We start from the raw sequence: 26,484 nt of genomic DNA, 5'->3' as shown, positions 1-26,484 counted from the left end.
AAGAGCGCGGGACGAAGATCCTCAGGCTCGCAGATGCGCGAGCACCTCGTCGTCGAGGGGGTAGGGCCGCTCCTCGGGCAGCAGCCCGGCCGCACGCTCGAGCTCCCCCTCCCGCACCAGGGCATGGATCTCCGTGGCCAGCGGCGTCACGTCCTCGATCCCCACGATCCACTCGTCCGCGTACCGCGCGGAGGCCTCCCCCGCGAGCCCCAGCTGCAACGAGCGGTACGCCAGCGGGCTGAGACGCAGATCCCGCTCCGGGTCCCACTGCACCCGCGCGGGCGCCTTCCGCAGCTCGCTCTTCCACGTCTCCGGGTCCCCGTGCAGCACGGGCACGTAATGCGAGAGACACGCGTTCCGCAGGGCCCACTCGAACCCTTCCCGGCTGATCTCCACGGCCAGCACGGTCTCCTGGTCCTTCTTCGTCCCCCACCCGCAGCGGTACATCATCCACAGGAACGAGGGCTTGATCCAGGTCATGCGCTCCCGGCTCCAGGACGACGTGAAGCGGCCGTGGCGGGCCGCGGCGCGGCCGATCTTCGGGCGGTAGGCCTGGTAGACGGTGACGGTGGACTCGGTGTGGCGGGCGCGCACCTCGAACTTCGGGCGGACCTCGGCCTGCTGATCGTTCACGGCGTCCAGACTCGGCCCCGCGGTACGTCGACGGCCACCGAATATCCGCGCACGCCCCCTTGGCTGGGCACGTCCCATGGCCAACACTGAGCCGATGACGCAGCGTGTGGAGCTCGCGACCGTGAGGGACCGGCTGGCCGTGGACGGGCTCGTCACCGAGTACGCGGTGGCCGTCGACGACGGCGACTGGGATACGTACCGGGGGCTGTTCACTCCGGACGGGCGGGCGGACTACCGCTCGGCCGGCGGCATCGAGGGGAACGCCCGGACGGTGGCCGGATGGCTCGCGGAGAGCCTCGGGGGCTTCCCCGTGCGGCAGCATCTGATCGTCAACCGGCGGGTCCGGTTCGGGATCTGGGAGCAGGACACCGGCGACACGGCCCAGGTGCAGGCCGACTACGTGAATCCGATGGCCCGCACCGGGCGGGACGGCGCGTCCGCCGAGCCGGACTTCGTGTGCGGCGGCCGGTGCGCCTTCGCGATGCGGCGAACGGCCGACGGCTGGCGGCTGAGTGAGGTGGTCGTGCGGGAGAAGTGGCGCCGCCTTCCCGACCGGCGGACCGCTCCCGTGATCAACTGACCCGGCGTCGCACTGTCCCGGATCACCTCCGGGACGCACACTGGAGGCACCACGGGGTAGGGAGGCGCCTATGAAGACGCTCGGCCACCTGCTCGCCTCCCCGTGGCGGCGCTCCGCCGTCGCCGCGGTCGTGGGAGCCCTGCCCGTCCTGGCCTTCCCCGCCCCGTCCCTGTGGTGGTTCGCCTACGTCGCCCTGGTCCCGTGGATCCTGCTGGCCCGGTCCGCGCCGACGGGGAGGCGGGCCGCCTGGGACGGCTGGTGGGGCGGTTTCGGCTTCATGCTGGCCATGCACCACTGGCTGTTGCCGAACCTGCACGTGTTCACGTTCGTCATCGCCGCCCTGCTGGGCGCGCTGTGGGCGCCCTGGGGGTGGCTGGTGCGGCGGCTGCTCGGCGGCCGGCCGTCGCGGGGCCGGGTCCTGGCCGCGCTCGTCGTGGTCCCGTCGGGCTGGCTGGCGATCGAGCTCGTCCGCTCCTGGCAGGGGCTCGGTGGCCCCTGGGGCGTCCTCGGTGCGAGCCAGTGGCAGGTGGAGGCCGCGCTGCGGCTGGCGTCGGTCGGCGGCATATGGCTGCTCAGTTTCCTGGTGGTGGTCCTGAACGTGGCCGTGGCGGCACTGGTGGCGTTCCGGCGGGCCCGGGTGGCGGCCGTCGCCGGGCTCCTCGCCGCGGCCGTCGTCACCTCCGCCGCCTGGGTGTTCTCGCCCCGGCCCGACACCGACGACCGGGTCCGGATCGCGCTCGTGCAGCCGGGGATCGTCTCCGGACCCGACAGCGCGAACCGCCGCTTCGACCGCGAGGAACAGCTCACCCGCGAACTCGTCGGGCAGGACGTCGGCCTGATCGTCTGGGGCGAGAGCAGCGTCGGCTTCGACCTCGGGGAGCGGCCGGACCTCGCGGGGCGGCTCGCCGCGCTGTCCCGCGAGACGAACGCCGAGATCCTGGTCAACGTGGACGCCCGGCGCTCGGACAAGCCCGGGATCTACAAGAGTTCGGTGCTGATCGGCCCGGACGGCCCCACCGGTGACCGGTACGACAAGATGCGTCTGGTCCCCTTCGGTGAGTACATCCCGGCCCGCTCCCTGCTGGGCTGGGCCACGTCCGTCGGCAAGGCGGCCGGTGAGGACCGTCGGCGCGGCTCGGAGCAGGTGGTGATGGACGCGGGGAACGGGCTGCGGATCGGCCCGATGGTGTGCTTCGAGTCCGCGTTCCCCGACATGAGCCGGCGTCTCGCCGACCACGGCGCGGACGTGCTGCTCGCCCAGTCCTCCACGTCGACGTTCCAGCAGAGCTGGGCGCCCGAGCAGCACGCCTCGCTGGCCGCGCTGCGGGCCGCCGAGACCGGCCGCCCGATGGTGCACGCGACGCTGACGGGCGTCTCCGCCGTGTACGGACCGGGCGGCGGACGCGTCGGCCCCTGGCTCGGCACGGACACCAGCGCCGTACAGGTGTACGAGGTCCCGCTGGCGCACGGCACCACGCCGTACGTCCGCCTCGGCGACTGGCCGCTGTACGGAGCGCTCGTGATCCTCGCGGCCTGGGGCCTCACCGAGGCTGCGCGGATCAGGCCAGGCGCTCGTGGACGGCCCGCACCACCCGCTCGCACAGCTCATGGGTCGCCAGCGCGTCCCGGGCACTGAGCACCTTGCCCGCGCGGACCGCGTCCAGGAAGGCGAGCACCGCCTGCTCGATGCCGCGCTGCCGCGACACCGGCACCCAGTCCCCGCGCCGGCGCACGGTCGGCTGGCCCTTGTGGTCGATCACCTCGGCGAGGTTGACCACCTGGCGCTTGGTGTCCTGCCCGGAGACCTCCAGGATCTCCTCGGCCGAGCCGCTGAGCCTGTTCATCACGCCGAGCGCGGTGAAGCCGTCCCCGGAGAGCTGGAGCACCACATGGTGCAGCAGCCCGCCCTCGGTGCGGGCGCGCACGGTCACGTCGTCGACCTGGCCGGGCACCAGGAAGCGCAGGGTGTCCACGACGTGGATGAAGTCGTCGAGGATCATCGTGCGCGGTTCCTCGGGCAGCCCGATCCGGTTCTTCTGCATGAGGATCAGCTCGCGCGGGTGGTCGGCGCACTGGACGTAGCCGGGGGCGAAGCGCCGGTTGAAGCCGACGGCGAGGCTGGTGCCGCGTTCCTCGGCCAGAGCCACCAGCCGCTCCGAGTCGGCGAGTTCGTAGGCGAGCGGCTTGTCCACGTACGTCGGTACGCCCGCCTCGAGGAGCCGGGTCACGATCTCCGGGTGGGCCTCGGTCGGGGCGTGCACGAAGGCCGCGTCGAGGTCCTGGGCGAGCAGGGCGTCGAGGTCCGCGTGACGCTGTCCGGGCGGGAGGTGGAGGCCGTCGGCGACCCGGTCGAGCGTCGCGGGGGTGCGGGTCTGGAGATGCAGTTCCACTCCGGGCTGGTGGGCGAGCACCGGGAGGTAGGCCTTCTGCGCGATGTCACCGAGTCCGATGCAGCCGACCTTCACGGGGTGTTCTCCTCTAGCCATTGCCTGCCGTGGTCTGCGAAGCATACGGCTCCGGCGGCGGGCGCCAGGCGGCGATGTCGTCGAAGCCGCGCAGGAGGAGTGCCGGTCCGGCCTTCGACAGAGCGGCGAGCGCGGTGTCGCGTACGGCGATGCCGAGGCGGCCGGTCATCAGGTTGAGGCGGGCCGCCCGCACCGCCCGGCGGGCGATCGCGGTGGTGCGCGGCAGCCGGGCCGCCGTGTAGGCGGGCAGGTCGTCGACGTGGTGGGCGAGGGTGACCGCGTCCTCGATGGCCTGGTTGCCGCCCTGGCCGAGGTTCGGGGGCATGGCGTGCGCGGCGTCGCCGACCAGGGCCGCCCGGCCGTGGTGGAAGGCGGTCAGAGGCACCTCGATGTGGTGGACGTCGTGGCGCAGTACGTCCTCGGGGCGGGTGGCGGCCAGTACGTCGGGAATCGGGGTGTGCCAGTCGCCGTAGAGCCGCAGCAGTTCGGCGCGCTCGTCGTCGGCACGCCCACCCGCGGGCGCCACGGCGGCGGCGTAGGCGTAGATCCGGCCGTCCTTGAGCGGGTGCGTGCCCCAGAGGCGGCCGCGTCCCCAGGTCTCGTGCGAGGCGAACTCCACGCCGGGCAGCGGGATCACGACCCGCCAGGTCGTGAACCCGGCGTACACGGCGCCGGGGTGGCCGGGGAAGAGCACGCGGCGTACGGCGGAGTGGACGCCGTCGGCGGCCACGACCAGGTCGGCCTCCAGTTCCCCGTCGGGGGTGCCGACGCGGGCCGGGCGCCGGGCGTCGCCGGGGACACCGGGATCGAGGAGTCGGGCGTCGGCGGCGGTGCGGACGGCGTCCGAGGGGAGCCGCGCGGCCAGGTGGCCGATGAGGGTGGCGCGGTGCAGCAGGACGAGGGGGCCGCCGAAGCGCTCGGCCGCCGCGGCCGCGTCGGTACGGGACAGCCACCGTCCGCCCGGCGTACGCAGCCCTCCGTCGCCCTGCCAGGCGGACAGGGCGCGGACCTCGTCGCCGAGGCCGATGACGTCCAGGGCGCGCAGCGCGTTGGGGGCCAGCGAGATGGCCGCGCCGACCGGTTCCAGTGAGCGGGCCCGCTCCAGCACCGTCACCCGCACCCCGCGCCCGTGCAGGGCCGCCGCCGCGGTGAGGCCGCCGATACCGCCGCCGATGACGATCGCCCGCTCGACCCGTGCCATGACTCCTCCTCGCGTCGACTACACCTGTAGTGCCGCAGGACTCCACCGTACTACAGCCGTAGTGAGCCGGGTAGTTTGACCTCCATGTCCGTACGCACCGCAGGCGCCGCCCGTGCCGATCTCATCGCCGACACCGCGCTCGCCCTGCTGGCCGAACGCGGGATGCGCGGGCTGACCCACCGGGCGGTCGACGAGGCGGCCGGGCTCCCCCAGGGATCCACCTCGAATCTGGCGCGCACCCGCCAGGCGCTGCTGGAGCTGGCGGTTCGACGGCTCGCCGAGCGGGAGGCGCGCGTGCTCGCGCTGCACGAGATGCCGGACCCGCGGGCCGGCGCCGGCCCCTTGCTGGACTCCCTGGCGCTGGCCACCCACCGCGCGCTGACCCGCAACCGGGCGCTGACCCTCGCCCGCTACGAACTGGCCCTGGAGGCCACCCGCCGCCCCGAACTGCGGGCGCACTTCGACGCGGCCGGCGCCCGTTTCCGCGATCAGCTCACCGCCCTCGTCACCGGGCTGGGCTCGACGGACCCGGACCGGCATTCCCTGTCGCTGATCGCCTGGGCGGACGGGCTGATGTTCTCCTGCGTGGCCGGTTCCTTCAGCGCGCGGGTGCCGAGCCTCGCGGAGGTGCGCACGGATCTGGGAGAACTGCTGGCCGGTCTGCTCGGCGCGGAAAACCCCTGGTGAGCACGGGCGGTACTGGACCAGGATGACCCCATGACGACCGAGCGCGACGAACCCGCGGGAAACGCCGACGAGCGCACCATGCTGGAGGGGTGGCTCGACTACCACCGCCGCACCCTCGCCTGGAAGTGCGAGGGGCTGACCGACGAGCAGCTGCGCACGGCGTCGGTGCCGCCCTCGGAGCTGTCCCTGATGGGTCTGGTCCGGCACATGGCCGAGGTGGAGCGGATCTGGTTCCGCCGGGTGCTCGCGGACGAGGAGGCCGGCCCGCTGTACTTCAGCGAGGCCGACCCGGACGGCGAGTTCCATCCGACCGGGACGGACACCTGGCGGGAGGCGTACGCCGCCTGGCGGAGCGAGATCGAGGTCGCCCGGCGCCACGCGGCCGGTTTCGCCCTGGACGACGTCTCCCTCGGCCGGCGCGGTCGCACCGGCGAACGTGTCAGCCTGCGCTGGATCTACACGCACATGATCGAGGAGTACGCGCGGCACAACGGCCACGCGGATCTGCTCCGCGAGGGGATCGACGGCGCCACCGGCGACTGACGCGTCACCCGCGGCCCACCCGGGGCCTCCGTACGGGGCGCGGGATCACTCGTGCGGGGCATGCTGTGCCTGTCCGCCCTCTCCCGGAGGGCCGGAGCCAGCAGAGTGGCGCGAGTGCATCGAACGACGACCACAGCAACGCTTCTGGTGACCGTGGCTGTCTCGGCCCTCTCGGGCTGTGTGACGGTCCAGCGTCCCCTCGCCCCCGGACCGGCGACGGCACCGGCGCAGCGGTCCGAACCACGTTCCGTCGGACCGGACGGGACCCAGGTCGTGCAGGCACCGGCACGCGAGGCCCTGGAGATGATCGGCCCGGACCGGCCGCCGAAGACGTCCGCCTCCCCGTCGCGCCGCGCCACTCCCACGACCGCCCCGAAGAAGCGGGACGCCCCGTCCGACGACCGGAAGGGGCAGGACCCCGCACCGCGCCCCGGGAGCGGCGGCAACGGCAGCGCGCAGCGTCCTCCGGCGGACCTCCCCGAGGCCGCCGAGCCGACGCGCCGTGCCCCGTCCGGCGGGGCGGACCTCTGCGCGCTGGGCAGGCAGTACGGCGGCTGGCAACCGGGCAGCCAGGAGGCGGCCATCTGCGAGAAGACGTACGGCCGCTGATCCCGTCCGGGCGGTACGGCGTCCGGTGCTACGGACGCTGTCTCGGCGGTCCCCAGCCCCCGCGGGGTTCACCCTCGTCCAGCCGGATCTCCAGCCGCCGGATGGCGGCCCGTACCCCCTCGCCGTAGCGGTCGTCGGCGAGGGAGCGGGCCGCGCCCCGGGCGCGCCGGAGATGCGTGCGGGCGGCGTCGGGGTGGCCGAGCCGGGCGTAGTCGGCGGCCAGGTTCAGGTGCAGTGACGGGTAGAGGGCGCGCACGGCCAGGGAACCCTCGTACGCGTCGAGAGGATCGGCCGCGACCTCCTCGGCCGCTGTCAGCGCCCGCAGGTCCCAGGCCAGTTCGTCCCCCGGGTCGTCCTGGGTGTCGGCGAGGTAGTGCGCCAGGGTGCAGCGGTGCAGTGGGTCGCCGTGCTCGCCGATCTCCGCCCACAGGCCGAGGAACCGGTGCCGGGCCTCCTCGCGGTCCCCCGCGTGGTGCAGCATCACGACCTGACCGATCCGCGTCAGCACGGCGTCCGGTGCCGCCTGCTCCTGTCGCTCCGTCACCGCGTCCTCCGCACCGCTCGCCGGCTGTCGCCCCCGACGCTAACCGCAGACGGGGGCGATACCGGACAAGCCGCTCCGTGGAGCGGGAGCGGGCGGCTCAGCCCAGGTTCGGGACGGTCCAGTCGATCGGCTCGTGGCCCTGCGCCGCCACCGCCTCGTTGATCTGCGTGAACGGCCGGGAGCCGAAGAACTTCTTCGCCGACAGGGGCGAGGGGTGCGCCCCCTTGACCACCACGTGCCGACTCTCGTCGATCAGCGGCAGCTTCTTCTGCGCGTAGTTGCCCCAGAGCACGAAGACCGCCGGGTCGGGGCGGTTGGCCACCGCGCGGATCACCGCGTCGGTGAACAGCTCCCAGCCCCGGCCCTTGTGCGAGTTGGCCTCGCCGGCGCGGACCGTGAGCACCGCGTTGAGCAGCAGCACGCCCTGCTCGGCCCACGGCATCAGATAGCCGTTGTCCGGGATGGGCGTGCCCAGCTCGGCGTGCATCTCCTTGTAGATGTTCCGCAGGGACGGCGGAATCCGCACACCCGGCCGAACGGAGAAGCACAGACCGTGCCCCTGGCCCTCGCCGTGGTAGGGGTCCTGGCCGAGGACCAGGACCTTCACCTTGTCGTACGGCGTGGCGTCCAGCGCCGCGAAGACCTCCTCGCGGGGCGGATAGACGGGACCGTTCGCCCGCTCCTCCTCGACGAACTCGGTCAGCTCCTTGAAGTAGGGCTGCTGAAGCTCGTCGCCCAGAACCCCGCGCCAGGACTCGGGCAGCATGGCGATGTCGGTCACGTCAATGTCCTTACGTGTGCGGTCACTTCCAGGGCACAGAACCTACAGGCGACCACTGACAACCGGCCCCGCGGCCGGTCGTACCGGGCTCTACCAGCTGGTCTTCCGGGAGAGTTCCCACATCATCATGATGGTCGACGGGTCCAGCGCCCGCTCGGTCCCCGAGATGTCACGGCTCGCCGCCATGTGCTGCCGCCCCTGCCACAGGGGCAGCAGCCGCGCGTCGTCGACGAGGATCTGCTGGGCCTCCTCGAACTGCTTCACCACGTTCCCGCGGTCGCTCTCCCGGCGGGAGCTGGGCAGCAGCTCGGTGGTGATCTTGTCCGCCTCGTACGGCGTGCCGAGCGCGTTCTGCTTGCCGACGAACGGGGCGATGAAGTTGTCCGCGTCCGGGAAGTCGGGGGACCAGCCACGCCCGAAGACCGGGTACTCGCCGTTCTGGTAGCCCTCGACGTACGTCTTCCAGGGGCGGCTCTTGAGCGTGATGTCGAACAGCTTGGACGCCTCCAGCTGACGTTCGATCTCCTTGAACTCCAGCGCGGTCTCGGAGCCGTAGCGGTCCGTGGTGTACCAGAGGGTGAGCGGGACCGGCTCGGTGATGCCCGCCCCGGTGAGGATCCGCCGGGCCTTGGGGACGCTGGGCTCGCCGTAGTCGTCGAAGAAGCCGGTGGTGTGGCCGGTCAGGCCCTTGGGGACCATGGAGTACAGCGGGTCGACGGTGTCCCTGTAGACCTTGTGCGCGATCGCCGCGCGGTCGACGACCTGGGCGATGGCCTGGCGCACCTCCTTCTTGCCGGCCCACGGGTCCCTCGGGTTGAACACCAGGTAGTTGATGTCCGTCCCGGTCCCGTCGATCAGCTGGATCTCCTCCTCCTTGGAGGTCCTGCCCTGGAGATCGATGATGTCGCCCGCCGCCAGTCCGCGGTAGGTCAGGTCGACCTGGTCGTCCCGCAGCGCCTTGACCATGGTGGCGGAGTCCTGGAAGTAGCGGACGGTCACGGCGTTGTTCCGGCGCTCGGCGAAGCCCTTGTACCGGTCGTTGCGGGCGAGTTCGGCCTCCTTGCCCTCCTCGTAGGACTGGAGGGTGTACGGCCCGGAGCCGAGGACACCGCCGTCCTCGCGCAGGGCGTCCGCCGGGTAGGCGTCGGGGTCGACGATCGACATCGCGGGGGTGGCGAGCACGAACGGGAAGGTGGCGTCCGGCTTGTTGAGGTAGAAGACGACCTCGCGCTCGCTGGGGGCCTGCACCCGTTCGAGGCTGCCCAGCAGACCGGCCGGGCCGCCGTTGACGTTGATCTCCCGGATGCGGTCGATGGAGTGCTTGACGGCCTTGGCGTCGAGGGTGCCGCCGTCGGAGAACGTCAGGCCCTCGCGCAGCTCGCAGCGGAACACCTGGTTGGTGCTGTCGGAGAACTCGCAGCTCTTGGCGGCGTCCGGCTGGGGGGTGGTCGCGCCGACCGGGTAACTCAGCAGGGTCTGGTAGATGTTGCGGAACAGCTCCCAGGAACTGTCCCAGGAGGCGGCGGGGTCCAGCGTGCTCGGCGAGCTGGTGGTGCCCACGACGATGGGTCCCTCGTCGTCCGAGGTGTCGGACGACAGGATGCCGCATCCGGTCACCAAGGACGATATGGACGCGATGGCCGCCACCCGCCGCAGGCATCGGTTCCGGTTGAACACGCGCACGCTCCTCGATCTGCCGTCCCAAGGGTCGGCAGACCTTACCGCAGTGTTCGCACCGTTGACCCCCCTCTGTACGGCCCTTGAGATCAACTTCGCGATGACTACGTTGTCACCCACGGTCGCGACCCCGATACGCCGACACGGGCGCCGTTTTCGTCAACGGGCGCCCGTGCCGGACGGTCGAAACAGTGGCCCCGCGCGGGCGACGCGCTCAGGCGACGCCGGCGTTGAGGAAGATACCGCCGTCGACGACCAGGGTCTGACCGGTCACCCAGTCCGACTGGTCCGAGGTGAGGAACGCGGCGGCACCGCCGATGTCGGACGGTACGCCGAGCCGGCCCAGCGGGTAGGCCGCGGCCGCCTCCGCCTCACGGCCCTCGTACAGCGCCTCCGCGAACTTGGTCTTCACCACGGCCGGGGCGATCGCGTTGACCCGCACGCCGGGCGAGAACTCGTGCGCCAGCTGCTGGGTCAGGTTGATCAGCGCGGCCTTGCTGACGCCGTAGGCGGCGATGAACGGGGAGGGCGCGATGCCCGCGACGGAGGCGATGTTGACGATCGCGCCACCGTTGTCCTTCTGCCAGGCGTGCCAGGTCTTCTGCGCGAAGCCGAGCGCCGAGATCACGTTGGTCTCGAACACCTTGCGCGCCACGTTCAGGTCGAGGTCGGCGATCGGCCCGAACACCGGGTTGGTACCGGCGTTGTTGACCAGGTAGTCGACGCGGCCGAACGCCTCCATCACGCGCTCGACGGCGACGGCCTGGTGGGCCTCGTCGTGCGCCTTGCCGGCGACGTACACGGCCCGGTCGGCGCCGAGCTTCTCGACGGCCTCCTTGAGGGCGTCCTCGTTGCGTCCGGTGATGCAGACCCGGTCGCCGCGTGCGACCAGCGCCTCGGCGACGCCGTAGCCGATGCCTCGGCTGCCGCCGGTGACCAGGGCGACCTTGCCGGAGAGTTCCACTGAAGTCATGTCCTCGGTCTTCCCTAGTCGAGCGGTCCGCCGGCGACGTACAGCACCTGGCCGGAGACGAAGCCGGCCGCCTCGCCGGTGAAGAAGGCGATCGCGTTGGCGATGTCCTCGGGCTCACCGACCCGGGCGACCGGGATCTGGGTGGCGGCGGCGGCCTTGAAGTCCTCGAAGCCCATGCCGACGCGGTCCGCGGTGGCCTTGGTCATCTCGGTGGCGATGAAGCCGGGGGCGACGGCGTTGGCGGTGACGCCGAACTTGCCGAGCTCCTTGGCGAGGGTCTTGGTGAAGCCCTGAAGACCGGCCTTGGCGGCCGAGTAGTTGACCTGGCCCCGGTTGCCGAGGGCGGAGGAGGAGGACAGGTTGACGATCCGGCCGAAACCGGCGTCCACCATGTGCTTCTGGCAGGCCTTGGACATCAGGAAGGCACCGCGCAGATGCACGTTCATGACGGTGTCCCAGTCGGAGACGCTCATCTTGAACAGCAGGTTGTCGCGGAGCACGCCCGCGTTGTTGACGAGGATCGTCGGCGCGCCCAGCTCCTCGGCGATCCGCGCGACGGCCGCCTCGACCTGCGCCTCGTCGGAGACGTCGCAGCCGACCGCGATCGCCTTGCCACCGGCGGCGGTGATCTTGTCGACGGTGTCCTTGCAGGCTGCCTCGTCGAGGTCGATCACGGCGACCGCGCGGCCCTCGGCGGCCAGTCGTACGGCGGTGGCGGCCCCGATGCCGCGCGCGGCGCCGGTGACGACCGCGACCCGCTGCTCAGTGGTGGACATTGCTGCTTCTCCTCGCCCTTGGGATGCGGCTCCTGCGGCCGGACTCGTTCAATGAGCGACCGCTTAGTACCTTCAGCAGACGTGACGCTAGAAGCCCTGGCACCCGGTGTCAACGGCACACCGCGCGTGTGTGATCCATTCCCCGCGCGGGGAGTCTCCCGGCCGCCCGTGCCGGGCCGTCGTCGTCCCGCCCCCGGCGCCCGTGCGAAGAACCCGATCGGCCCAGCGCTGCGCGCCCTCGCGCCCGGCGGCCCCTAGCGTCGAAGCGCGGGCCACCCGTGGCCGGAAAGGAGGCGTTCCATGCACCGTCGCTCCGGTGCCATAGGCACGCTGATCGCGCTCGCCGCGATCGTGCCGTTGGCCGACACCGCTCACGCCCAGGACCTGGACTGCGGCGACTTCACGTACCAGGAGGACGCGCAGGTCTTCTTCGACACGGACCGGAGCGATCCGCACCGGCTCGACGAGGATCCGGGTCCGGACGACGGGGTGGCCTGCGAGGCGCTGCCCCGGCGCGGTCTCACCTCGTCCACGTACCGGCCCGCGCCGTCCAGCCCCGCACCCACCCGGCCCCCGTCCCCGTCGCCCACCACCGCCGCGCCGACCCGCTCGCCGTCACCCACGACGGCCACGCCGACCCGGACCGCGACCGCGACCCCGACCACCGCGCCGACGTCACCGTCCGCGCCCGCGACCACGGTCCCCGCCTCCGTCGCGCCGACGCGCGGGGTGCAGGGCGGACTGGGCGGCGCGTCGGAATCCGGGCCCAGCGGCTGGGACATGGGCGTCGGAGCGACGTTCGTGACCGGTGCGGTCGTCGCGACGGGTTACCTGGTGAGGCGCCGCGGGGCCTGAGCGCCGTGGGGTGCCGCGGCTCCGCTGTGGTTGCTCGCGCAGTTCCCCGTGCCCCTTGAGGTGGGTCCCCCGGACCGAACTGAAACGTCAGCGCACGAGCAGGTCGAGCAGCCGCTCCACCTCCGCCGCCGGGTCGGCGGTGAGTCCCGTGTGCACGGGACCGGGCTGGACGATGGTGGACCGGGGGGCGATCAGCCAGCGGAAGCGCCGCCCGGCGTCGTCCCGCGCCGCCTGCCCCGCCGCGTCGCCGCCCGCGCAGACGCCCTCGACCGCGCGGAGCGCGGCCCGGACACCGGGCAGATCGGCCTTCGGGTCGAGGGCCAGCAGCCGTGCCTCGTCGAGGTGGGTGCGGGCGGCGACGAACGACTTGGGCCGGCAGTACACGAGCACCCCGGCGTTGACGCACTCCCCGCGTTCGATGCGGGGTACGACCCTCAGCAGCGCGTACTCGAAGACGTGCCGGTCGCTCACTGGTCCCCCTCGAGGCCGTGGATGTGCTGGTGGACGGTGGCCGCTCGGGCGATCAGCGGCCGCGCGTAGGCCCGCCGGAGTTCGTCCGGGGTCTCGAAGCCCGGCTCCCCGGTCAGCCAGAGGTCGGGGACCTCGGCGGTGACCTCGGCGAGCAGTTCCTCGGTGACCCGCGGCGCGAGTTCCGCGGCGGCGGAGGCGATGTCCGGCGCGAAGGATCTCAGGGCGTGGTCGGAGGCGTCGTAGGGACGGGCGGCGGACGCCTCGGCGCCGGGCCAGTTGTGGTGCCAGATCATGGTCGCGCCGTGGTCGATGAGCCACAGTCCGCCGCGCCAGCGGAGCATGTTGGGGTTGCGCCAGGAGCGGTCGACGTTGTTCACCAGGGCGTCGAACCAGACGACCCGCCCGGCCTCCTCGGGGCCCACCTCGAAGGCGAGCGGGTCGAAGCCGAGGGCGCCGGAGAGGAAGTCCATGCCGAGGTTGGTGCCACCGCTGGACTTCAGCAGCTGCTGCACCTCCTGGTCGGGCTCGCCGAGCCCCAGCACGGGGTCGAGCTCGACGGTGACCAGGCGCGGCACCCGCAGCCCCAGCCGACGGGCGAGTTCCCCGACGACGACCTCGGCGACCAGCGTCTTGCGGCCCTGTCCGGCGCCGGTGAACTTCAGCACGTAGGTGCCGTGGTCGTCGGCCTCGACGAGTCCCGGCAGCGATCCGCCCTCGCGCAGCGGCGCGATGAATCGGGTCGCGATGACTTCCTTGAGCATCGCCCCAGGCTACTGGCGCGTCGCCGCACGTCGGAGGCGACCCGGGCGGGAGGGCCCGGACGGCGCCCGGGGCCCGACAGGGAAACGACAGCTGTGACTTACGCCCGTCCGACCGCGGGCAGGCCAAGCTCGCAACGCATGAACGGCATGGGCCCGCCGACCGTACCTCTCCCCAGATCACGCATCCTGACCCGGAAGGGACACACCGGCATGACCGCATCGCCCCAGTACGCATCGGGACCCGCCCGCCGAGCCGTCGTGGCGGCGGCCGGAGCGGCGGGTCTCGCCGTCGCGCTGACCGCGTGCGGAGGCTCCGACGACGACTCGTCGAGCCCCGCCGCGGACTCCGGCTCCGGGGGAGGCTCCTCGGACGACGGCGGCACGAGCGGCGGCGGTTCGGGCGGCGGCGAGAACGCCGGCGCCGGTGCCGAGCCGCTCGCCGCGACCGCCGACATCCCCGAGGGCGGCGGAAAGGTATTCGCCGACCGCAAGGTGGTCGTCACCCAGCCGACGGCGGGCGAGTTCAAGGCGTTCTCGGCGACCTGCACCCACCAGGGGTGCGCGGTGAAGAGCGTCGCCGACGGAGTCATCAACTGCCCCTGTCACAACAGCAACTTCTCCATCGCCGACGGCAGTGTGAAGAGCGGCCCGGCGACCAAACCGCTGCCCGCCGTGGAGATCACCGTCAGCGGGGACTCGATCACCCTCGCCTGAGGTGACGGCGCCGTGCACGACATGAGAGAAAGGGCCGTATGACCGCCACTCAGCGCCGGGGCCGGAAGATCATGATGACGCCCGGCGAGCTGGACGAGTTCCTCACCGTCCAGCGCACCTGCCGGGTCGCCACGGTGTCCGCCGACGGCGCGCCGCACGTCAGCACGCTCTGGTTCGCCTGGGACGGCACCTCGCTGTGGCTGTACTCCGTGGTGCGCAGCAGGCGCTGGGCGGACCTGCGCCGGGACCCGCGGGTGGCGATCGTGGTCGACACGGGCGAGGAGTACGGCGAACTGCGCGGCGTCGAGCTGTCCGGCCGGGTGGAGTTCGTGGGCGAGATCCCGCGCACCGGCGAGCTGCGCGCGGAACTCGACGTCCCCGAGACCCTGTTCGCCCGCAAGAACTTCGGTCTGGACGAGATGCCCCACGACGGTCGGCACGCCTGGCTGCGCCTGACCCCGGAGAAGACGGTGTCCTGGGACTTCAGGAAGCTCCCGACATTGCCGTAGCGCCGCCGGCGCTCCCCGCCCACCCGACGCGCTCCCCCGCCGCCCGCAGTGCCTCGACCGCCGCCCGGATCGACGGGCGGCGGTCGGCGTCGGCGCGCCACACGACGAAGACGTGCCGTCGTACGCGCTGCCGGAGCGGGACGGTCACCACCCCGTCGGGCAGCGGGTTGCGCCCGAGCAGTGGCGCGATGCAGACGCCGAGCCCCGCCTCGACCAGTCCGAGCTGGGTGTGGCTCTCGGCTGCGCGGTGGGCGACGATCGGCTCGATACCCTTGGAGCGCAGCGTGAACATCAGCCACTCGTGGCAGAACTCGCCCTCGCCCCAGGTGATCCACTCGTCCTCGGCGAACTCGGCGAGGTCCACCTCGTCCCTTCCGGCCAGCCGGTGGCCGGCCGGGAGCGCCACGTCCGCCGGGTCGTCGAGCAGGAGCGCCTTGACCAGGCCGTCGGGCAGCGGCATCGGCTTGTTGTACCAGTCGAGGACCACCGCGAGATCGAGGTCCCCGCGCACCACTCCCCGGATGCCCTGCTCCGGTTCCAGCTCGCGGGAGCGCACGCGCAGCGCGGGGTGCCGCTCGCGCAGGTCCGCGAGCGCGACCGGGAAGAGTCCCCGCGCGGCGGTCGGGAACGCCGAGACGCGCAGCTCACCGGCGACCTGTCCGCGCTGCGCCTCCAGGTCGGACTGGGCGAGTTCGACCTGGGAGAGGATGCGCGCGGCGTGCTCGGCGAGCAGCCGGCCCGCGTCGGTGAGCCGGACTCCGCGCCCGTTCTTGGCCAGCAGCCGCTGGCCGACCTCGCGCTCCAGCTTGGACATCTGCTGCGAGACGGCCGAGGTCGTGATGTGCAGTCCCTCGGCCGCGCCGCTGACCGAGCCGTGCCGGGCGAGGGCGTCGAGGGTGCGCAGGCGCTCCAGGTTCAACATGTAAGCGATGCTACGAGATACCGCGTGCGAAATCTCGATTGTGCTACGAGATGCTGTCCAGCATCGTTGCGTCCATGAGCAGCGTCACCGCGACCACCACCACGCCGAGCCCGGCCGGCCCCGCCCGGGAACGCACGCGTCCCCGCCTGGACTGGCGGCTGCGCTTCGGCGCGCTGTCCCTGATCTGGGGGTTCAGTTTCCTCCTCATCAAGGTCGGCACCCAGGGCTACGCCCCCTTCCAGGTCACACTCGGCCGCCTCGCCTTCGGGACCGCCGTCCTGGCGGTCGCGATGGCGGTACGGCGGGAGGGGCTGCCGCGCGGTGCGCGCACCTGGGGTCATCTCGCGGTCGCCGGATTCCTGCTGAACGCCCTGCCGTTCTCGCTGTTCGCCTTCGCGGAGCTGACCATCCCGTCCACGCTGGCCGGCATCTGCAACGCGACCTCGCCGCTGTGGGGCATGGCGCTGTCGCTGGTGGCCCTGTCCGAGGACCGGCCGACCCGGGTGCGGGTGGCGGGGCTCGGCGTGGGCTTCCTCGGGGTGCTGACAGTGCTGGGCGCCTGGCAGGGCTTCCAGGGCCTGGACGCCCGCGGCACGGCGCTGGCCCTGCTGGCCTCGCTGAGCTACCCCGTCGGCTGGATCTACGTCCGCCGCACCCTGGCCGGCAGCAGCCACTCGAACCTGTCCCTGACCGGCGCCCAGTTGCTGCTCGCCACGGCTCAACTGGCCGTCGTGACCCCGCTGTTCACCACGATGCCGACCCGCCTCGCGGTCGGACCGCTGCTGGCGATCGCCGCGCTGGGCACGCTGGGCACGGGTCTGGCCGTGCTCGTCCAGTACGGCATAGTCGCCGAGGTCGGCCCGACGACCGGCCAGATGGTCACGTACTTCGTCCCGGTGATCGCGGCAGCAGCCGGCATCGCCCTCCTGGGCGAAACCCTGACCTGGTCAACCCCGGTGGGCGCGGCAATCGTCCTGGCCGGCGCAGCCCTGACACAGGTGAGACCCAAAAAGCCCGCAGCATAACTGCGGGCCGGCGCAGCCGCCGTAGCTGCGGGCTGGCGCAGCCGCCGTAGCTGGGCAGTCGCAGCCGCCGTAGCTGCGGGCAGTCGTGCCGCTGGGGCGGCACGGGTGGGCGCAGCGGCACCCCGCAAACGCCGGGCTGCGCGACACCCCTCGCCCAGCCCGCACCCCGGGAGCTCAGACATACGTCCGCCCAGCCCCCTCGCCCGGCCCAACCGCCGCACCAATCGCCTCAGCCAGAACCTCGATCTCCCCCTCCCCCAGCGTCGAGACGGTCACTCGAATCCCCGGCGCCGCGTTCATCCGGAAGCGGGCGCCGGGCGCCACCGCCCACCCCGCGTGCAGCAGACGGGCGACCGCGCCGGTCTCATCCGGCACAGGCACCCACACGTTCATCCCACTGCGCCCATACGCCGCGACCCCCCGCCGCTCCAGCGCCCCGATCAACGCGTCCCGCCGCCCCCCGTACCGCGCGGCCACCCTCGCCGGCTCCACCGCGCCCTCGCTCCACAGCCGGGCCACCGCGCGCTGGACGATCATGCTGACCCAGCCGGGCCCGAGCCGCTGACGCCCGCGCACCCGGTCGAGGGTGACCGGATCCCCGGTGAGCACCGCCAGCCGCAGGTCGGGACCGTACGCCTTGGCCGCCGACCGCACGAAGGCCCAGCTGCGGGTCGTACCCGCGAGAGCGTGCAGCGGCAGGTCGACGATGTGATGACCGTGGTCGTCCTCGATCAGCAGCGTCTCCGGGTGACCGTCGAGCACCGACCGCAGGGCACGCGCGCGTGCGGCACTCAGCGCCGCGCCGGTCGGGTTCTGCGCGCGGTCGGTGACGATCAGGGCGCGCGCCCCGCCCGCCAGTGCCCGCTCCACGGCGTCGGGGACCGGGCCCTCCTCGTCGACCCCGACCGGGACGACGCGCAGTCCGAGCGCCGGGACGAGGTCCAGCAGACTGCCCCATCCGGGGTCCTCCACGGCGACCGCGTCCCCGGGTTTGAGGTGCGCCGCCAGTACCCGCTCCAAGGCGTCCAGCGCTCCCGAGGTGACGGCGACGGGCCCGTCGGGAACACCGTCGGCGTCCATTCCGCTGCGCGCCAGCCGCGCCAGTTCGGGGTCCACGGGGGCGTGCCCGTAGAGCACCGGCTCCCGGTCTCCCTGCGCGGCCGCCGCCGCGAACGCCCCGGCCAGTTCCGGGAGCAGCGCGGGATCCGGGTTGCCCTCGGACAGGTTCCGTACGCCCGGTGGGACCTCCACCCGGATGAGATCGCGTGCCGTGGTGGCCGGTTTGGACCGCACCCGGCTCCCCCGCCGGCCCGCGGTCTCGATGACCCCGCGCTCACGCAGGGTCCGGTACGCGGCCGCGACGGTGTTCGGGTTCACTCCGAGCCGCTCCGCCAACTCCCGCATGGGGGGAAGCAGTTCGCCGGGACGCAGCGCCCCTTCCCCCACCCCGCGCTCGATGCTCGCGGAAATCTCCGCTGCGCGCCGCCCACTGATCCGATACTCTCCTAGCACAAAGCCAATTATGCACTAGTGCAATGGAGAGCACCATGCAGGGGACCCAGCCGCAGCAGCGGCCCGCCGCCACCTACCCGCCCACCGAGCGCACGGTCCCCACCCGCTCCCCCGACCGGGCCGCGTACGACAAGGACCTGGTGCACGCGATACTCGACGAGGGTTACGTCTGCCACCTCGGCTTCGTCAGGGACGGCGCGCCGGTGGTGCTGCCCACGCTCTACGCCCGGGTCGGCGAGCGCCTGTACGTGCACGGTTCCACCGGCTCGCGCCCGCTGCGCGCGGCCGGCCAGGCCGATCCCGGCCTCCCGGTCTGCCTGACCGTCACGCACGTCGACGGACTGGTACTGGCCCGCTCGGCCTTCCACCACTCGATCAACTACCGCTCCGTGGTGGTGCACGGCGTGGCGTACGACGTGGCCGACCCCGAGGAGAAGCGGCAGGCGCTCGACGCCCTGGTCGACCATGTCGTACCGGGGCGCTCCGCCGACTCCCGGCCGGCCAACAAGAAGGAGCTGGCCGCCACCGCGGTGATCCGCCTCGACCTGGACGAGGTCTCCGCCAAGCTCCGCACCGGCGGCGTCAACGACGAACCCGAGGACCTCTCCCTCCCCCACTGGGCCGGCATCGTCCCTCTCCGCAAGGGCTACGACACCCCCCTCCCCGACCCCGCCCTGTCCCCCGACACGACTCTGCCCGACTACTTGGCGACCCCCTAAGGCCTGTCTGACAATTCCCGGCGCCGCGGCGCTCCAGGGCGAGGACCGAGAGCGCTCCGCCTGACCCGGGGGCCCTCCCGCGCGGAAGGGCCCCCGGTCCGTCACGCCGGGAGCGCGTCCGGCTGCGCCTTGCGGGTCCGCGCCTCGCGGGCCTCGCCCACCGCGAGGCCCGCGACGGAGCCGAGCATCAGCAGGGTGCCGACGAGGGTGGCCACCGTGAGCCGTTCGCCGAGCAGGGCGACCGCGAGGACCGCCGCGCTCACCGGCTCGAGCAGCATGATCACGGACACGGTCGCCGAACGCACCACGGCCGCGCCGGCGAAGTACAGGCCGTACGCGAGCGCCGTCGGCACGGAGGCGACGTACGCCAGCAGGCCCAGCAACACGCCGGGCGCGTCGGTGTGCGGCACGAGTCCCTCGACGGCGGCGAACGGCAGCAGCACCAGGCTGGTGACGGCGAACGCCGCGACGGTCGTACCCGAGGAGTCCGTGCCCCCGTCGCGTCCCCACCAGCGGGTGAGCAGGGTCATCGCCGAGTATCCGGCCGCGGACACCAGGGCGAGCAGTACGCCCCACGGGTCCACGGTCGCCTCCCCACCGCCGAGGACGAGCACGACGAGTCCGGCGAGCGCGCCCACGACGGCGGCCAGTCCGCCGCGCCCCAGGCGCTCTCCCATGGTCAGTCGCGCGCCGAGGGCGATCAGCACGGGTCCGGCGCCGAGGGTCACGACGGTGGCCACGGCGAGTCCCGTGGCGGAGACGGCCGCGAAGTAGGCGGTCTGGAAGACCGCGAGCCCGATCCCGGTGGCTCCGGCCCGCACCACCCGGCGGCCGAGCGGCTCGGGGGCGGCGGTCCGGGCCCGGCGGGACAGCGGCCGGACGGCGAGCAGCAGGACGAGGCCGACGGCGCAGCGCCAGAAGGACAGGGCGACGGGCCCCATGTCACTGGTCCGGTAGACCAGTGACGCTGCGGCGCCCGCGGTGCCCCAGGCGGCACCGGCGACGATCAGATAGAGGAGGCCTCGCCCGACGGGCAGGCCGGAGACGGCGTTCGACACGTGTTCTCTCCGCAGATGCGCGCACCCCGCGCGTCGGCGCGGGTGCGGAAGTTCGGGAAGGGATCCCGCATCGGGCCCGGAGAGGGCCGACGGGATCCGCGGACTTCGTCTGCGGGCAGCACCGTTACGCCCGGCGGCGTGCCGGGCGGATGTACCGGAGGGCCCGCCTCAGGCGGCCGGAGGCGGAAGAACAAGTGCGCGAGCGTGCATGATCAGCACCTTATGCGGTCCTTCCCGGCGCGGACAACTCCCGTTCCGGCCCGCCGGTCACCACCGGCTCCCCGGACCCCTTCGCCGGTGCCGAGGACTGGGCGATGAAGGCGCCCGTCAGTACGACCACTCCGCCCACGATCTGCGGCGCCGACAGGTGCTCACCGAGCAGCACCCAGGCGAGGACGGTGGCGATGACCGCCTCGAGGCAGGCCACGACACCCGCGACCTGCGGCGAGAGCCGGCGCACCGAGACCACCCCGGTGACGTACGCGACGACCGTGGCGACGAGGACGATCCAGGCCAGCAGCGCGACGGCGGCCACGGGTGTGCCGTTCATCTCCGCGCTGCCGGTCAGCACGGACCAGTCCATGGACCAGGGACGGGCCACGACCGTGAGGACGGCGGCGCCGATCAGCAGGCCGTAGGCGATCACGCCGAGCGGGTCGGGGGCCTCGGCGCCGCCGTCGGTGCCCTGGTCGGACAGGACGAAGTAGCCGACCTGGCAGCAGGCCGCGCCGAGCGCGAGCAGCAGACCGAGGGCGTCGAAGCCGAGGCCCGCCCAGACCTCGACCACGCAGGCGAGCCCGCCCACCGCCAGGACCACGCCGACCGCGGCGGCACGGGTCACGGGCCGTCGCTGCACGAACCGCACCCAGCCGAGCACGAGCGCGGGCGCCAGATACTCGACCAGCAGGGCGACCCCGACGGGGATGCGGGAGATGGACGCGAAGTAGCAGGCCTGGACGCCGGCCACGGCGAGCAGGCCGAACCCGGCGAGCAGGCCGGGCCGGCGGCGCAGCAGTCCCCGGTGGCGCACCGCCAGCGGCAGCATGACGAGCGCCGCGCCCGCCACCCGCAGCCACACGACGTGGAGCGGGTCCAGACCCGCCTCGATCAGCGGCTTCGCCGCCACACCGGAACCCCCGAAAGCGAGCGCGGAGAGCAGCGCGAGACCGAGCCCGACGCCCTTTCCGCGATCGCTCCGGGCACTGACAGAGGTAGACACCGGCACATGATGACAGGCAGCGACAGGAGCGTCATCCCCCGTGGCACCTGTCTCAGCGGCCGGACGGCGCCTCGAGCCGGGCCACCAGTTCCCGGGGGTCGATTCCGGCGCGCTCGAGCACCTCCGCGGCACGCGCCCGGGGGGCCACGACGATCGCCGCGAGCAGGTCCGTGCCGCCGGCCGGGAGGTCGCCGCGGCGGGCGGCACGCTCATGGGCCCGCTCCATGCAGCCCGCGGCGAGCGGCGAGAAGCCCGCCGCCTCGGTCACCACGGGGACGCCGCCGGAGTCCTCGACGGCTCCCTGCCAGCGCAGGCCGTAGCCGATGCTGCGTTGGACCAGATAGCCGAGCAGCCGGTCGATCCGCGGGCCCTCGCCGAAGACGGCTCTCACCTCGGCGTCGGACTCCAGGAGCGAGTGCAGGAGATGGGCGGTGTCGATCTGCCGGTCCCCGTCCCGGACCACTCTGCGGCGGGCACCGGCCACCACCGCTGCCAGCTCGGCACTGAGCCTGGCATCGCTCTCCGCTCGGTGGACGCCCTGCTCCTGGAGCTGGGCCTGCTGCCGGGGGATACGGGGTTGCACATCCTCCACCCCATCAGCCACGCGGGCCCGGGACATCCCCGGCGGGAAGCATCTTGGCATCCCACGGGAAGTGGACGTCCCGGGCCGGAATCTCCTCCTTGCGAAGGAGATCAGGGCGTTTCACCGCGAGAGGCGCGTGCCGGTTGGCGTCACGCCCCTCGTTCGGATACGGCCCGTCGTCAGTCCTCGTCGGCGAGGATCAGGTACAGCTTCTTGCGGGCCTCGTTGATGACGGCGAGGGCCTTCTCCCGCTGCTCCTTGCTGCCCGTCTTCCAGACCTGTCCGAAGGCTTCCATCAGGCCGAAGCCGGCCTGCCGGATCTCGCTCAGCGCCTCCCAGTCGACCCCGCGCGAGGCCTCCTCCCAGGGGGCCTCGGGACCTTCCTCGGCGGCCGCGCGGCCGCTGTCGGTGAGGGAGAACAGCTTCTTCCCGCCCTCGGACTCGCTGACGATCAGCCCCTCGTCCTCCAGCAGCTGGAGGGTGGGGTACACCGAGCCGGGGCTGGGCTTCCACGCCCCGCCGCTGCGCTCGGCGATCTCCTGGATCATCTCGTAGCCGTGCATGGGACGGTCCTTCAGCAGGGCCAGGATCGAAGCCCGTACGTCACCGCGCCGCGCCCTCCCCCTGGGTCCGCCGCGTCCTCGTCCGCCCCAGGGGCCGCCGTGCCCGAAACCCGGGCCGAAGGGGCCGCCGTGACCGCCCGGGCCTCCGGGTCCGAAGGGACCGAAGGCGGCCCGCAGCCGGTCGAAGTCACCACGTCCGCCGCGCGGGCCGCCGTGACCGTGTCCGTGCTCGTGACCATGGGTACGCATCGCAACCACTCCATTCCATCGTTGATCTGTCGCGATGCTTCAACGATATATCGGAAGAGCTCTTACGACAACCCCTTCCACCGTGACGGCGGCCGCCGCGAAGGGGCCGCCCTCCGCGAATTGGCCTTGGCCTGCGGCTTCGCACCGCCTCTACCGTCAGGACATGCGGATTCGAATCGTCGACGCCTTCACCGACCGGCCCTTCGCCGGCAACCCCGCCGGAGTGCTGCTGCTTGACGCCTTCCCCGACGACCCCTGGCTCCAGAACGTCGCCCTGGAGGTCAACCACGCCGAGACGGCCTTCGCCCACCCGCTCCCCGCGGGCGGCGAGGCCGACTGGGCGCTGCGCTGGTTCACCCCCGCCACCGAGGTCGCGATGTGCGGCCACGCGACCCTGGCCACCGCGCACGTCCTGCACACCACCGGCGCGCACCAGGGCCCGGTGCGGTTCGCCACCCGCAGCGGCGTGCTCATCGCCACCCCCGGCGACGACGGTGCCGTCACCCTGGACTTCCCCACCGCCCCGCTCACCGCGGTCGACCTCCCCGAGGGGGTCGCCGAGGCGCTGGGCACCCGGCCGCTCACGGCGTTCGACACCGGTCCGAACATCGGGGACCTGCTCGTCGAGGTCGCCGACGAGCGGACCGTGCACGCCCTGCGGCCCGATCTCAAGGCGCTGGCCGCCTACTCCGAGCGGGGCGTCATCGCCACCGCCCGCGCCGAGAATTCCGCCCTCGGCTACGACTTCGTCTCCCGGTGCTTCTTCCCCAACGTCGGCATCGACGAGGACCCGGTCACCGGCAGCGCGCACACCGCTCTGGCCCCGTACTGGTCCGAGCGCCTCGGCCGCTCCGACCTCACCGGCCTCCAGGCCTCACCGCGCTCCGGACGCGTCCGCACCGAACTGCGCGGCGAGCGCACCCTGCTGAGTGGGCGGGCCGTGACGGTCATCGAGGGCGACCTGCTGGTCTGAGGCGGACAAGGCGAAGGGGCGTACGACCGTGCCGTACGCCCCTTCGCCGCCGTCTCACGCCGTCGGCAGCCAGTCCACCTTGCCGGCCAGCAGCGCGTATCCCACGAACGCCCCGATGTCGAGCAGCGTGTGCGCGACCACCAGCGGCCCGACACGGCCCCAGCGCCGGTACAGGTACACGAACACCACGCCCATGACCATGTTCCCGATGAAACCGCCGATGCCCTGGTAGAGGTGGTACGAGCCACGCAGCACCGAACTGCCCGCCATCGCGGCCAGCGGGGACCAGCCCAGCTGGTCGAGCCGGCGCAGCAGATACGCCAGGACGATGACCTCTTCGACGATCGAGTTCTGCAACGCCGAGAGGATCAGCACGGGGTACTTCCACCACACCTCGGGCAGCGCCTCCGGCACCACGGTGAGGTTGAAGCCGAGCCCGCGCGCGGCCAGGTAGAAGGCGATGCCGCTGCTGCCGATCACCGCCGCGACCGCCGCTCCGCGGCCCAAATCGAACCAGGGGCGGGTGCGGTCGAAGCCGAGGACGCGCAGCCCCACGCCCTCCCGCAGCAGGAAGTGCGCGACCAGCGCCACGGGCACGAGCGCCGTGGTGATCCCGAAGAGCTGCCAGGCCAGGTCCAACCAGGGGCGGCCCGGCGCGGCCGAGGCGTTGAGGGTGGCCGCCTGGTCCTTCAGTCCGCCCGGTTCGGTGACCGAGCCGACAAAGCTGATCAGCGCGGAGACTCCGCTCGCGCCGAGTGACAGCGCGAGCACGAGCAGCGTCTCGTTGCGCAGCGTCGTCCGCGACAGTCTCCGCTCGGGAAGGAAATCGGTCCCCGGGCCCGCCTCCGCCTGCACACCTGCCTCCACATCACCGATCGGTCCGATCAGTATGAGGGCAGCGGCTGTGTGCCCGGCCAGGGGGCCGGTCCGCGGGTCAGACCGTGGGCACGGGTTCCGGCAGGCCCACCGGCCAGGTGTGCACGGGGTCTCCCTGTTCCATCAGCTCGCGGTAGCGGCGGGTGGTGGCGGCCAGGGCGGCCTCCCGGTTCAGGCCCAGGTCCAGGGCCCGGTGGAAGGTCGCGGCCTGCCAGGTCGCGCCGTTCACCCTGCGCCGGCACCGCTCCTCGATCACTCCGAGGTACAGGTCGCGGTCGGCGGGCTCGATCCCCCACGCGTCCAGCCCGGCCTCGGCGAGCGGCAGTAGTTCGTCCCGTACGAGGGTGACCGCGTCCACCTCGCCCGTACCGCCGTAGCGACCGCGCCGGGGCCAGGTGAGGCGGGCGTCGATGCCGTACTTGCAGGCCGCGTCGAAGTTGGCGGCGGCCGCCTCGAAGGGCAGCCGGGTCCACACCGGGCGGCTGTCCTCGGCGAGGGCGCGGATCACTCCGTAGTAGAAGGCCGCGTTGGCGATGACGTCGGTGATGGTGGGCCCCGCGGGCAGCACGCGGTTCTCCACGCGCAGGTGGGGGACGCCGTCGGCGATGCCGTAGACCGGGCGGTTCCAGCGGTAGACGGTGCCGTTGTGCAGCACGAGTTCGGCGAGGCTGGGGACGCCACCCCGGTCCAGCACCTCGAGCGGGTCCTCGTCGTCGCAGATGGGCAGCAGGGCCGGGTAGTAGCGCAGATTCTCCTCGAAGAGGTCGAACGCCGAGGTCACCCAGCGCTCCCCGAACCAGGTACGGGGCCGCACCCCCTGGGCCTGGAGCTCGGGCGGACGGGTGTCGGTGGACTGCTGGAACAGCGGTGGCCGGGACTCGCGCCACAGTTCACGGCCGAACAGGAACGGCGAGTTGGCGCCGACGGCGATCTGGGCGGCGGCGACGGCCTGGGCCGCGTTCCACACCCCGGCGAAGCGCTCCGGGGTGACCTGGAGGTGCAGTTGCACCGAGGTGCAGGCGGCCTCGGGGGCGATCGACTTGGAGGTGCAGCTGAGGCGTTCGACGCCGTCGATGTCGAGGGTGAAGTCCTCACCGCGCGCGGCCACGATCTGTTCGTTGAGCAATGCGTAGCGGTCGACGTCGGAAAGGTTCGAGGAGACCAGGTCGTCCCGGTCCAGTGTCGGCAGGATGCCGATCATCACGATCCCCGCGTCCACCTCGCCGGCTTTCCGGCCGGCGTACGCGAGGGAAGTGCGCAGTTCCTCGTCGAGCCGGTCGAATACCCGTCCACCCAATCGGTGGGGGGCGATGTTCACTTCCAGATTGAACATGGCGAGTTCTGTTTGGAAGTCCCTGCTGGCGATCCGTTCGAGGACTTGCGCATTCAACATTTTCGGCATGCCGTCCGCGCCCGCGAGATTCAATTCGATCTCCAGCCCCATGAGGTTCTTGGGGCGGTCGAACCGCTTCTCCGCCAGGAGTCGCTCCAAGCCCGTCAGACACCTGCGGAGCTTCTCGCGGTAGCGCTGACGATCGGACAGGTCGAACTGACCTGCCACGACCTTCTCCCCCATCGAAGCGTCCCTCCTCGGATGGGCGGACCGAAGATCGGCCGCCGGGGTCCCGGTCCACAGGGGAGGATGCCCCGTCGATGCGATTGATAACGCCCCGGACCGGACCGCCGACCGCTACTCTGATGGAGGGTGACCAGTGGCACATTCACGGGGCATGGCACAGAACGCGTCTTACGAGTCGGTTGCGAACTCGTGAAAAACGCCGACGAGAATTGGCCGACCGCCTCGCGGTCATTTTCCGAGGTCATCGGCGTGGGGCCTGCCTGGAATCGGGATTATTTTCGCATTTCACCGGCCAGAAGTACCCTTGTTCCGCCGGTCGGAAACGGCTAGACGAAACATAGTCTGAACACGTGTCGTATAAACTTCGCAGGCAAGGCAGAAGGTTGGCGCCCACGGTTCGAGCGATCCAGCCGAGAGGCGGCGTGCG

Annotated in this window: 29 protein-coding genes; 11 read left to right on the top strand and 18 right to left on the bottom strand. The window is 72.4% G+C overall.

Features of this window, described 5'->3' with window-relative positions; all coding sequences use genetic code 11:
• Positions 1 to 21: 21 nt before the first annotated feature.
• Complete coding sequence (locus ACZ470_RS26595) at positions 22 to 633, bottom strand: DUF4291 domain-containing protein (RefSeq protein WP_468431127.1); 612 nt, start codon at positions 631 to 633, stop codon at positions 22 to 24.
• 94 nt (positions 634 to 727) lie between these two features.
• Between ACZ470_RS26595 and ACZ470_RS26590 the strand changes: the two genes are divergently transcribed.
• Both ACZ470_RS26590 and lnt read left to right on the top strand, forming a co-directional pair.
• A complete protein-coding gene (locus ACZ470_RS26590; RefSeq protein WP_468431126.1) occupies positions 728 to 1,213 on the top strand; it encodes a nuclear transport factor 2 family protein in 486 nt (161 codons plus the stop codon).
• Between the two features lie 70 nt (positions 1,214 to 1,283).
• Positions 1,284 to 2,849, top strand: coding sequence for an apolipoprotein N-acyltransferase (lnt, locus tag ACZ470_RS26585; RefSeq protein ID WP_468431124.1), 1,566 nt, complete (start codon positions 1,284 to 1,286; stop codon positions 2,847 to 2,849).
• Here the strand turns inward: lnt and ACZ470_RS26580 are convergent.
• Together ACZ470_RS26580 and ACZ470_RS26575 are read right to left on the bottom strand one after the other, a co-directional pair.
• The gene (locus ACZ470_RS26580; protein WP_468431123.1) at positions 2,773 to 3,678 is read right to left on the bottom strand and encodes a Gfo/Idh/MocA family protein; all 906 of its coding nucleotides are present in this window, start codon (positions 3,676 to 3,678) and stop codon (positions 2,773 to 2,775) included. The genes lnt and ACZ470_RS26580 overlap by 77 nt on opposite strands.
• A gap of 13 nt (positions 3,679 to 3,691) precedes the next feature.
• Positions 3,692 to 4,879, bottom strand: coding sequence for an FAD-dependent monooxygenase (locus ACZ470_RS26575; protein ID WP_468431121.1), 1,188 nt, complete (start codon positions 4,877 to 4,879; stop codon positions 3,692 to 3,694).
• Between the two features lie 84 nt (positions 4,880 to 4,963).
• Here ACZ470_RS26575 and ACZ470_RS26570 point away from each other — a divergent pair, with 84 nt between their 5' ends.
• The 3 genes from ACZ470_RS26570 to ACZ470_RS26560 all read left to right on the top strand — a co-directional run bounded on the left by ACZ470_RS26570 (position 4,964) and on the right by ACZ470_RS26560 (position 6,718).
• Complete coding sequence (locus ACZ470_RS26570; protein WP_468431120.1) at positions 4,964 to 5,566, top strand: TetR/AcrR family transcriptional regulator; 603 nt, start codon at positions 4,964 to 4,966, stop codon at positions 5,564 to 5,566.
• Between the two features lie 30 nt (positions 5,567 to 5,596).
• Complete coding sequence (locus tag ACZ470_RS26565; protein ID WP_468431118.1) at positions 5,597 to 6,109, top strand: DinB family protein; 513 nt, start codon at positions 5,597 to 5,599, stop codon at positions 6,107 to 6,109.
• Positions 6,110 to 6,382: 273 nt separating this feature from the next.
• Positions 6,383 to 6,718, top strand: coding sequence for a hypothetical protein (locus ACZ470_RS26560; protein ID WP_468431116.1), 336 nt, complete (start codon positions 6,383 to 6,385; stop codon positions 6,716 to 6,718).
• Between the two features lie 28 nt (positions 6,719 to 6,746).
• Here ACZ470_RS26560 and ACZ470_RS26555 read toward each other — a convergent pair whose 3' ends face one another.
• From ACZ470_RS26555 to fabG, 5 genes are all read right to left on the bottom strand, one after another.
• The gene (locus ACZ470_RS26555; protein WP_468431114.1) at positions 6,747 to 7,262 is read right to left on the bottom strand and encodes a hypothetical protein; all 516 of its coding nucleotides are present in this window, start codon (positions 7,260 to 7,262) and stop codon (positions 6,747 to 6,749) included.
• A gap of 97 nt (positions 7,263 to 7,359) precedes the next feature.
• Positions 7,360 to 8,043, bottom strand: coding sequence for a uracil-DNA glycosylase (gene ung, locus ACZ470_RS26550; RefSeq protein ID WP_468431112.1), 684 nt, complete (start codon positions 8,041 to 8,043; stop codon positions 7,360 to 7,362).
• Positions 8,044 to 8,133: 90 nt separating this feature from the next.
• A complete protein-coding gene (locus ACZ470_RS26545) occupies positions 8,134 to 9,720 on the bottom strand; it encodes an ABC transporter substrate-binding protein (protein WP_468431110.1) in 1,587 nt (528 codons plus the stop codon).
• A 214-nt stretch (positions 9,721 to 9,934) separates the two neighbouring features.
• Positions 9,935 to 10,693, bottom strand: a complete 759-nt coding sequence (locus ACZ470_RS26540; RefSeq protein WP_468431109.1) for an SDR family oxidoreductase — start codon at positions 10,691 to 10,693, stop codon at positions 9,935 to 9,937.
• 14 nt (positions 10,694 to 10,707) lie between these two features.
• The gene (gene fabG / locus ACZ470_RS26535; RefSeq protein WP_468431107.1) at positions 10,708 to 11,469 is read right to left on the bottom strand and encodes a 3-oxoacyl-ACP reductase FabG; all 762 of its coding nucleotides are present in this window, start codon (positions 11,467 to 11,469) and stop codon (positions 10,708 to 10,710) included.
• 300 nt (positions 11,470 to 11,769) lie between these two features.
• Between fabG and ACZ470_RS26530 the strand changes: the two genes are divergently transcribed.
• Complete coding sequence (locus tag ACZ470_RS26530; protein WP_468431106.1) at positions 11,770 to 12,324, top strand: excalibur calcium-binding protein; 555 nt, start codon at positions 11,770 to 11,772, stop codon at positions 12,322 to 12,324.
• A gap of 87 nt (positions 12,325 to 12,411) precedes the next feature.
• Here ACZ470_RS26530 and ACZ470_RS26525 read toward each other — a convergent pair whose 3' ends face one another.
• On the bottom strand, positions 12,412 to 12,795 hold the full coding sequence (locus ACZ470_RS26525) for a DUF3037 domain-containing protein (RefSeq protein ID WP_468431104.1): 384 nt from the start codon (positions 12,793 to 12,795) through the stop codon (positions 12,412 to 12,414).
• Positions 12,792 to 13,556, bottom strand: coding sequence for a HipA family kinase (locus ACZ470_RS26520; protein WP_468431103.1), 765 nt, complete (start codon positions 13,554 to 13,556; stop codon positions 12,792 to 12,794). The genes ACZ470_RS26525 and ACZ470_RS26520 overlap by 4 nt, the downstream gene beginning before the upstream one ends.
• A gap of 210 nt (positions 13,557 to 13,766) precedes the next feature.
• On the opposite strand from ACZ470_RS26520, the gene ACZ470_RS26515 reads away from it, so the two are divergent.
• Together ACZ470_RS26515 and ACZ470_RS26510 are read left to right on the top strand one after the other, a co-directional pair.
• Positions 13,767 to 14,270, top strand: a complete 504-nt coding sequence (locus tag ACZ470_RS26515; RefSeq protein ID WP_468431102.1) for a Rieske (2Fe-2S) protein — start codon at positions 13,767 to 13,769, stop codon at positions 14,268 to 14,270.
• 38 nt (positions 14,271 to 14,308) lie between these two features.
• Positions 14,309 to 14,779 (top strand): pyridoxamine 5'-phosphate oxidase family protein, encoded by a 471-nt coding sequence (locus tag ACZ470_RS26510; protein ID WP_468431100.1) that lies wholly within the window; start codon positions 14,309 to 14,311, stop codon positions 14,777 to 14,779.
• On the opposite strand, the gene ACZ470_RS26505 is transcribed toward ACZ470_RS26510, so the two are convergent.
• Positions 14,754 to 15,701: a LysR family transcriptional regulator gene (locus ACZ470_RS26505; protein WP_468431098.1), complete on the bottom strand. Its 948-nt coding sequence runs from the start codon at positions 15,699 to 15,701 to the stop codon at positions 14,754 to 14,756. The two genes, ACZ470_RS26510 and ACZ470_RS26505, sit on opposite strands and share 26 nt — an antisense overlap.
• Before the next feature lie 74 nt (positions 15,702 to 15,775).
• On the opposite strand from ACZ470_RS26505, the gene ACZ470_RS26500 reads away from it, so the two are divergent.
• Positions 15,776 to 16,726 carry a DMT family transporter gene (locus ACZ470_RS26500; protein WP_468431096.1) on the top strand — a complete coding sequence of 317 codons (951 nt, stop codon included), beginning with the start codon at positions 15,776 to 15,778 and terminating at the stop codon, positions 16,724 to 16,726.
• Between the two features lie 174 nt (positions 16,727 to 16,900).
• Here ACZ470_RS26500 and ACZ470_RS26495 read toward each other — a convergent pair whose 3' ends face one another.
• The gene (locus tag ACZ470_RS26495; RefSeq protein ID WP_468431095.1) at positions 16,901 to 18,238 is read right to left on the bottom strand and encodes an aminotransferase class I/II-fold pyridoxal phosphate-dependent enzyme; all 1,338 of its coding nucleotides are present in this window, start codon (positions 18,236 to 18,238) and stop codon (positions 16,901 to 16,903) included.
• Positions 18,239 to 18,273: 35 nt separating this feature from the next.
• Between ACZ470_RS26495 and ACZ470_RS26490 the strand changes: the two genes are divergently transcribed.
• Complete coding sequence (locus tag ACZ470_RS26490) at positions 18,274 to 18,957, top strand: pyridoxamine 5'-phosphate oxidase family protein (protein WP_468431093.1); 684 nt, start codon at positions 18,274 to 18,276, stop codon at positions 18,955 to 18,957.
• Positions 18,958 to 19,058: 101 nt separating this feature from the next.
• On the opposite strand, the gene ACZ470_RS26485 is transcribed toward ACZ470_RS26490, so the two are convergent.
• The 4 genes from ACZ470_RS26485 to ACZ470_RS26470 form a co-directional block, all read right to left on the bottom strand.
• Positions 19,059 to 20,015 (bottom strand): DMT family transporter, encoded by a 957-nt coding sequence (locus ACZ470_RS26485; RefSeq protein ID WP_468431091.1) that lies wholly within the window; start codon positions 20,013 to 20,015, stop codon positions 19,059 to 19,061.
• 220 nt (positions 20,016 to 20,235) lie between these two features.
• Positions 20,236 to 21,240 (bottom strand): EamA family transporter, encoded by a 1,005-nt coding sequence (locus ACZ470_RS26480; RefSeq protein WP_468431089.1) that lies wholly within the window; start codon positions 21,238 to 21,240, stop codon positions 20,236 to 20,238.
• 46 nt (positions 21,241 to 21,286) lie between these two features.
• The gene (locus ACZ470_RS26475) at positions 21,287 to 21,817 is read right to left on the bottom strand and encodes a Clp protease N-terminal domain-containing protein (RefSeq protein ID WP_468431087.1); all 531 of its coding nucleotides are present in this window, start codon (positions 21,815 to 21,817) and stop codon (positions 21,287 to 21,289) included.
• 179 nt (positions 21,818 to 21,996) lie between these two features.
• Positions 21,997 to 22,629, bottom strand: a complete 633-nt coding sequence (locus tag ACZ470_RS26470) for a PadR family transcriptional regulator (RefSeq protein ID WP_468431086.1) — start codon at positions 22,627 to 22,629, stop codon at positions 21,997 to 21,999.
• A 163-nt stretch (positions 22,630 to 22,792) separates the two neighbouring features.
• Here ACZ470_RS26470 and ACZ470_RS26465 point away from each other — a divergent pair, with 163 nt between their 5' ends.
• Complete coding sequence (locus ACZ470_RS26465) at positions 22,793 to 23,602, top strand: PhzF family phenazine biosynthesis protein (protein ID WP_468431084.1); 810 nt, start codon at positions 22,793 to 22,795, stop codon at positions 23,600 to 23,602.
• Between the two features lie 54 nt (positions 23,603 to 23,656).
• Here the strand turns inward: ACZ470_RS26465 and ACZ470_RS26460 are convergent, their stop codons facing one another.
• A complete protein-coding gene (locus ACZ470_RS26460) occupies positions 23,657 to 24,457 on the bottom strand; it encodes a CPBP family intramembrane glutamic endopeptidase (RefSeq protein ID WP_468431082.1) in 801 nt (266 codons plus the stop codon).
• Between the two features lie 79 nt (positions 24,458 to 24,536).
• Complete coding sequence (locus ACZ470_RS26455) at positions 24,537 to 26,054, bottom strand: glutamate-cysteine ligase family protein (protein ID WP_468431080.1); 1,518 nt, start codon at positions 26,052 to 26,054, stop codon at positions 24,537 to 24,539.
• Positions 26,055 to 26,484: the final 430 nt, after the last annotated feature.

This window comes from Streptomyces sp. NPDC031111 (assembly GCF_055570675.1).
This window is presented reverse-complemented; position numbering and strand designations above follow the sequence as displayed.

Bases quoted from the DNA above. Each gene is read 5' to 3' on its own strand.
- ACZ470_RS26455 (WP_468431080.1), bottom strand. From the start codon at position 26,054: ATGGGGGAGAAGGTCGTGGCAGGTCAGTTCGACCTGTCCGATCGTCAG.
- fabG (WP_468431107.1), bottom strand. From the start codon at position 11,469: ATGTCCACCACTGAGCAGCGGGTCGCGGTCGTCACCGGCGCCGCGCGC.
- ACZ470_RS26570 (WP_468431120.1), top strand. From the start codon at position 4,964: ATGTCCGTACGCACCGCAGGCGCCGCCCGTGCCGATCTCATCGCCGAC.
- ACZ470_RS26530 (WP_468431106.1), top strand. From the start codon at position 11,770: ATGCACCGTCGCTCCGGTGCCATAGGCACGCTGATCGCGCTCGCCGCG.
- ACZ470_RS26500 (WP_468431096.1), top strand. From the start codon at position 15,776: ATGAGCAGCGTCACCGCGACCACCACCACGCCGAGCCCGGCCGGCCCC.
- ACZ470_RS26565 (WP_468431118.1), top strand. From the start codon at position 5,597: ATGACGACCGAGCGCGACGAACCCGCGGGAAACGCCGACGAGCGCACC.
- ACZ470_RS26575 (WP_468431121.1), bottom strand. From the start codon at position 4,879: ATGGCACGGGTCGAGCGGGCGATCGTCATCGGCGGCGGTATCGGCGGC.
- ACZ470_RS26465 (WP_468431084.1), top strand. From the start codon at position 22,793: ATGCGGATTCGAATCGTCGACGCCTTCACCGACCGGCCCTTCGCCGGC.
- ACZ470_RS26515 (WP_468431102.1), top strand. From the start codon at position 13,767: ATGACCGCATCGCCCCAGTACGCATCGGGACCCGCCCGCCGAGCCGTC.
- ACZ470_RS26540 (WP_468431109.1), bottom strand. From the start codon at position 10,693: ATGACTTCAGTGGAACTCTCCGGCAAGGTCGCCCTGGTCACCGGCGGC.
- ACZ470_RS26505 (WP_468431098.1), bottom strand. From the start codon at position 15,701: ATGTTGAACCTGGAGCGCCTGCGCACCCTCGACGCCCTCGCCCGGCAC.
- ACZ470_RS26490 (WP_468431093.1), top strand. From the start codon at position 18,274: ATGCAGGGGACCCAGCCGCAGCAGCGGCCCGCCGCCACCTACCCGCCC.
- lnt (WP_468431124.1), top strand. From the start codon at position 1,284: ATGAAGACGCTCGGCCACCTGCTCGCCTCCCCGTGGCGGCGCTCCGCC.
- ACZ470_RS26520 (WP_468431103.1), bottom strand. From the start codon at position 13,556: ATGCTCAAGGAAGTCATCGCGACCCGATTCATCGCGCCGCTGCGCGAG.
- ACZ470_RS26470 (WP_468431086.1), bottom strand. From the start codon at position 22,629: ATGCGTACCCATGGTCACGAGCACGGACACGGTCACGGCGGCCCGCGC.
- ACZ470_RS26590 (WP_468431126.1), top strand. From the start codon at position 728: ATGACGCAGCGTGTGGAGCTCGCGACCGTGAGGGACCGGCTGGCCGTG.
- ACZ470_RS26510 (WP_468431100.1), top strand. From the start codon at position 14,309: ATGACCGCCACTCAGCGCCGGGGCCGGAAGATCATGATGACGCCCGGC.